7 protein-coding genes are annotated in these 5,314 nt (G+C 69.7%); 3 read left to right on the plus strand and 4 right to left on the minus strand.

What is annotated here, in order from left to right:
* On the plus strand, positions 1-221 hold a 221-nt coding region (locus AC04L7_RS11770), incomplete at its 5' end, for a PhzF family phenazine biosynthesis protein (protein ID WP_475513061.1).
* A 30-nt stretch (positions 222-251) separates the two neighbouring features.
* Complete coding sequence (locus AC04L7_RS11775; RefSeq protein ID WP_435999915.1) at positions 252-1,130, plus strand: PhzF family phenazine biosynthesis protein; 879 nt, start codon at positions 252-254, stop codon at positions 1,128-1,130.
* A 116-nt stretch (positions 1,131-1,246) separates the two neighbouring features.
* On the opposite strand, the gene AC04L7_RS11780 is transcribed toward AC04L7_RS11775, so the two are convergent.
* From AC04L7_RS11780 to AC04L7_RS11795, 4 genes are all read right to left on the minus strand, one after another.
* Positions 1,247-2,881 carry an amidohydrolase gene (locus AC04L7_RS11780; RefSeq protein WP_475513062.1) on the minus strand — a complete coding sequence of 545 codons (1,635 nt, stop codon included), beginning with the start codon at positions 2,879-2,881 and terminating at the stop codon, positions 1,247-1,249.
* A 168-nt stretch (positions 2,882-3,049) separates the two neighbouring features.
* The gene (locus tag AC04L7_RS11785) at positions 3,050-3,760 is read right to left on the minus strand and encodes a glycine zipper 2TM domain-containing protein (protein WP_299346213.1); all 711 of its coding nucleotides are present in this window, start codon (positions 3,758-3,760) and stop codon (positions 3,050-3,052) included.
* A gap of 70 nt (positions 3,761-3,830) precedes the next feature.
* Positions 3,831-4,526 carry an alpha/beta hydrolase gene (locus AC04L7_RS11790; RefSeq protein WP_475513063.1) on the minus strand — a complete coding sequence of 232 codons (696 nt, stop codon included), beginning with the start codon at positions 4,524-4,526 and terminating at the stop codon, positions 3,831-3,833.
* Positions 4,523-4,957, minus strand: coding sequence for an OsmC family protein (locus AC04L7_RS11795; protein ID WP_056878156.1), 435 nt, complete (start codon positions 4,955-4,957; stop codon positions 4,523-4,525). The genes AC04L7_RS11790 and AC04L7_RS11795 overlap by 4 nt, the downstream gene beginning before the upstream one ends.
* A 203-nt stretch (positions 4,958-5,160) precedes the next feature.
* Between AC04L7_RS11795 and AC04L7_RS11800 the strand changes: the two genes are divergently transcribed.
* The coding region (locus AC04L7_RS11800) for a GTP-binding protein (RefSeq protein WP_475513064.1) at positions 5,161-5,314 on the plus strand (154 nt) is incomplete at its 3' end.

The raw sequence follows: 5,314 nt of genomic DNA on the forward strand, positions 1-5,314 counted from the left end.
ACAACATCCCGGAAGACCCGGTCACCGGCAGCGTCAATGCCTGCATCGCGGCCGCGCTGAATGCCGCGGGCGCGTTGCCCGGCACTGCGGGCCGCTATCTGGCCAGCCAGGGCCGCGAGCTCGGTCGCGATGGCCGTGTTCACCTGACGGTGGACGACGAAGGCGAAGTCTGGATCGGCGGTCAGGTGCAGCCGGTCATCGACGGCCAGGTGAATTGGTAAGCTGCGCGGCCCCCACGCGACAACGCCCCCATGACCCTCCGCCGCTACGTCCAGCTGGACGTGTTCGCCGACCGCCCCGGCGCGGGCAATCCGCTGGCCGTCGTCCTCGACGCCGCCGGCCTCGATGATGCCGCCATGCAGGCGATCGCCCGCTGGACGCGCCTGCCGGAAACCACCTTCGTGTTCGCGCCCACCCGACCGGGCGCGAGTTACGCTGTGCGCATGTTCAGTCCACGCCGCGAAGTGCCGTTCGCCGGCCATCCCAGCGTCGGCACCGCGCACGTGGTGCTGGAGGCGGGCCTGGCCGCGCCGGTCGACGGCGTGCTGATGCAGGAAGGCGTCGTGGGCGTGTTGCCGCTGCGTGTCGATGGCGACGGTGCGGACCGCACCATCGCCGTGCGCACGCCGCGCGCGACGGTGCTGAAGGAAGGCGATCCCTCGGGCGATGGCCTGCTGGGCGCCGCCCTCGAAGGCCTGTCGCCAGGTGTGCTGCCCGCCGCTCTCGTCGACGGTGGCCGCCGTTGGTGGCTCGCCGAGGTGCGCGACGAAGCCACGCTCCGCAGCGCCTCGCCGGACTGGGACGCGATCAGTGCGTTGGCGCGCGCTACCGAGAGCATGGGTGTCTGCGCCTATGCACGAACGCCGGGCCGCGACTACGACCTGGCCGTGCGCGCTTTCGTCGGCGCGCCCGCCGCCTTCGAGGACGCGGCTTCAGGTGCGGCCAACGCGACGCTGGCCGCCTGGCTGGCGTCGCGCAACGCGTTGCCCGGCCGCGACGGACGCTACGTCGTCAGCCAGGGCCGCGAAGTCGGTTACGACGCCCGTTTGCAGTTGCGCGTGGACCCTGCCGGCGATGTCTGGTCCGGCGGCCATGTGCGCACCATCGTGACCGGCCAGATCGACTGGTAACGATGGCGGCTTCTTGTGGGAGCGACGTCAGTCGCGAAAGCGCAGTCCTTGAATGCGCGAGGCGACCGGGCGCGGTGAGCCGTCGCGACTGACGTCGCTCCCACAGAGGCAAGAACTTACTTCGCCTCGTACACCGGCCTGCCATCCACCCAGGTAGAGCGGACGTGCAGCGCATCGAGCTGTTCGCCCGGCACGGCCAGGGGATCCTCGTCGAGGATGACGAAGTCCGCACGCAGGCCGGGAGCTAGCTTGCCCACCTCCGCCTCGTCGTGCGCCGCCCATGCCGCATCGGCGGTGAAGCCGCGCAGCGCTTCGCCCGCACTCAGGCGCTGATCGGGCATCCAGCCACCCGCGGGCGCATCGTGCCCGTCCTGGCGCGTCACCGCGGCGTGCAGTCCGCGCCGCGGATCGACCGATTCCACTGGAAAATCCGATCCCAGCGCCAGCTTCGCGCCGCTCGCCTGCAGGCGCTGCCACGCATAGGCGCCCTTGATGCGCGTCGGGCCCAGGCGATCCTGCGCCCAGGGCATGTCCGAGGTCGCATGCGTGGGCTGCATCGACGCGATCACGCCCAGTGCGGCGAACCGCGGGAATTCCTCCGGCGCCACCACCTGCGCGTGCTCGATCCGCCAGCGATGGTCGGTCTTCGCAGCATCGCCGAGCACGCGGGTGTACGTGTCCAGCACCAGCCGGTTGCCACGGTCGCCGATCGCATGCGTGGCCACCTGGACGTGGCAGCCGCGCGCCCTGCGCATCGCCGCTTCCAGCGCCGCCGGCTCGGTCAYCAGCAGGCCACGGTTGCCGGGATCGTCGCTGTAGTCCTCCAGCAGGGCAGCGCCTCGGCTGCCGAGGGCACCGTCGGCGTACAGCTTCACGCCCCGCATCTGCAGGCGGCCGCCCGCGTGGCGATACGGGCCGTGCGCACACAGATCCGCCAGTGCGTCCCCATTGCCGTCGGCGTAGGTATCGATGCGCAGCGGCAGGCGGCCTTCATCGGCGAACTGCTTCATCAGCGCCAGGTCCTCGCGCGACACACCCATGTCGTGCACGCCCGTCAGGCCATGGCGCACGGCGGCCTGCGTGGCCTTCTCCAGCGCCTGTCGGCGATAGGCCGCATCCGGTGCCGGGACGACGTCATTGACGAGCGACATGGCGGCATCGATGAACACCCCGGTAGGCTTGCCTGCGACGCGCTCGATGCGCCCGCCCTCGGGCTGCCAGTCGCCGTCCAACGGACGCGATGCCTTCGCAGCGACGGCACGCAGCGCCGCGCTGTTGCCCCAGCCCGCATGGCCATCCACGCGCTCGAGCCAGACGGGACGGTCGGGAAACGCCTCATCGAGATCTTCGGCCGTCGGAAAGGCCTTGCCCGGCCAGTCGTTCTGGTCCCAGCCACCGCCCAGTAGCCACGCCCCCGGTGGCAATGACATCTCGAAAGCGCGCAGGCGCGCGATGACCTCGGCCTTGTCCGCCGCATCCACCAGGTCCGCCCGCATCAGTGCGTAGCCCAATCCCATGACGTGGCCGTGCGCGTCGATCAGACCCGGAATCACCGTCTTGCCCGGCGCATCGATGCGTCTCGCGCCGGGATAACGTGCCAGCAGATCACGCGCATCACCGACCGCCAGAATGCGGCCCTGCTCGTCCCATGCCATCGCTTCGACGAGAGGGCGTGCAGGATCCAGGGTATGCACGCGCGCGCCGGTCACCAACTTCACCTGGGCCTGCACGACGCCCGTGCACGCAAGCAAGCCCGCCACCCCCCACGCCAAATGCCGCATATCCCACCCCCGCATTGATCCAGCGCGGGACTATGCGCGGAGTGGGCCGGCACGGCAACGCCCATGGAAAAGGGGCCTTGCGGCCCCTTCTCGCGACTCTCGCCCGCCTGCCACATCGGGCTCACCATGCCCGCTCCGTCATTCCGGACGCACGTCCACGCGTACGCGCATGCGATCGCCCGGGTGGTAGCCGGTGCGGGTACGGTAGGTACGGCCACCATATTCGTACGTCACGTCGTACCCTGAAACGCGCCCGTCGCGTTCGTAGCGTTCATCGTATCGACCGTCGTTCGCGGGCACCGGATCGCAGACGCGCACCTGCCCGCGCTGCACCTGGCGGTTGCGCTGGCTGTTGTCGTAGATGGAGCGGCCCGCCATGCCGCCGACCATGGAGCCCACCGCCGTGCCGACATAGCGTCCGCTGCCGTCGCCCACCTTGCTGCCCAGTACCGCACCGGCGATACCGCCGATCACGGTGGCCACGGTACGGCCAGCTTCGTTGCCTCCGCTGGATACGCGGCGTTCGCCATAACCGTCCTGCCCGTAAACGTCGCGATAGTCGCCGCTGTCGTAGACATCGCCGTAGTCGCGAGTCCCGTAGACATCGCCACGATAGTCGTCCCGCGCATAGACGTCGTCGGCATCCCGGTAGTAACACTGCTGGGCCGCGCCGCGCGTCTCACGGTAGCCGTTGTCGATGACCGGGTCTACGCGGACCACGCGCGCGTAGTCGTAATAGGGTTCGTCGCCGTAGCGGTCCGTCGTGCCGTAATAGCGCGTGGACTGCGCGGATGCCACGCCGGAAGCGAGCAGGCCGATGGCCAGCACGGTGGCGGATAGACGCTTCATGTCGGGTACTCCCCCACGCCGGATTGGCGTGCTGGCATGCTCGGCCGATGCGGGTGAAACATGGCTGAACTCAGCCGGTTTTCGCGGCCCGGTTTAGCCATTCGACAGCTTGCGCGGCAATGCCGGCCGCTTCGCGCCCGAGCAACGGCCCGACATGCGAACCTGAGACCGTTTGCAGCACCTCCGCGCCCCACGCCTCGGCCATCGCCCGCGTGATCGCAGGCGGCACGTCGTCGTCTTGCGCGGACGCCACGCACAGCATCGGGCATGCGGGACGTTCCGCCGCGACACCACCATGGGCTTCGCGCAGCACGGCACCGGACTCGTCGCGCCAACGGCGGAACGCGTACAACGTCGTCGCGTCGTCCGCCTCGGGCAGTGCCCTGAGTGTGCCGGACAATCGCGCGTCGCGCCGCCACGGCACCACATCGGGCCAGTCGCGTGCCGGCATGTCCACGTGCCACGGCGCCGGCGGCAACGGATTCACCAGCACCACCGCATCCGCACCCTCGGCGGCATCCAGTACGAGCAATCCGCCCAGGCTCGCACCGACCAGCACGCGCGGCCGCGGCAATGCCGCCAACGCCGCGCGCACCTGCGCCTGGTAGTCCTCGATATGCGTGGCCGCCACGTCGCCGCGCACGGGCACGAGGTCGGGGGCCGCCACCTGGAAGCCCGCCGCCTCGAACACGCCACGCCACACATTCCACTCCCAACCGCCACCGCCCGCGCCATGCACGAACAAGGCGGYCCGCGTGTCCGTCAAAGCAGGGTCGCCTCCAGCGATACCGGCACAGACAGCGCGCGCGAGATCACGCAACCCGCCTTGGCCTGCTGGGCGATCTCCTCGAACTGCGCCGCGCTGATCCCCGGCACGCTCGCCGAGACGGTCAGCTTGATCGCGGTGATCGTCGGGCCCGGATCCATGCCCGGTTCCATCGTCGCCTCGGCGCGCGTCTGCAGCTTGTCGGGCGTGAAGCCCGCCTTGCCGAGCACCGCCGACAACGCCATGGTGAAGCAGCCGGCATGGGCGACCGCCAGCAGTTCTTCCGGATTTGTGCCCTTCTCGTCGCCGAAGCGGGTCTTGAACGAATAGTTCTGGCCTTCGAACAGGCCGCTCTGCGGCGTGCTCAGGCTGCCCTTGCCGGACTGCAGATCGCCAGCCCACACCGCATCCGCGTAACGCTTCAAAGCCATGGTCGTGCTCCTCGGGTCAGGGGAAGCGAAGGGTACACCGACGGATGTTCACGCCATGTACCGCAGTGCGACTTGACCCCTCCCCCGCACGCGCAGATGCTGGCCGCCCGCCATGACCGCCCGCCGAGCGCACGCTCACGGGACGCGCTCAGCCCGGACAGCCATGACGGCCCTTCGACCCAACCCACGGGAGGAACGGCCTCATGTCGTACAGCACACAACAGATCCGCAACGTGGCCCTGGCAGGCCACCCCGGCGCCGGCAAAACAACGCTCTTCGAAGCCCTGCTGCATGCCGGCGGCGCCCTCCAGGTGGCAGGCACCATCGAGCGCGGCACGACCGTCTCGGATCACGATC

Source organism: Pseudoxanthomonas sp. LjRoot204_2 (genome assembly GCF_056175765.1).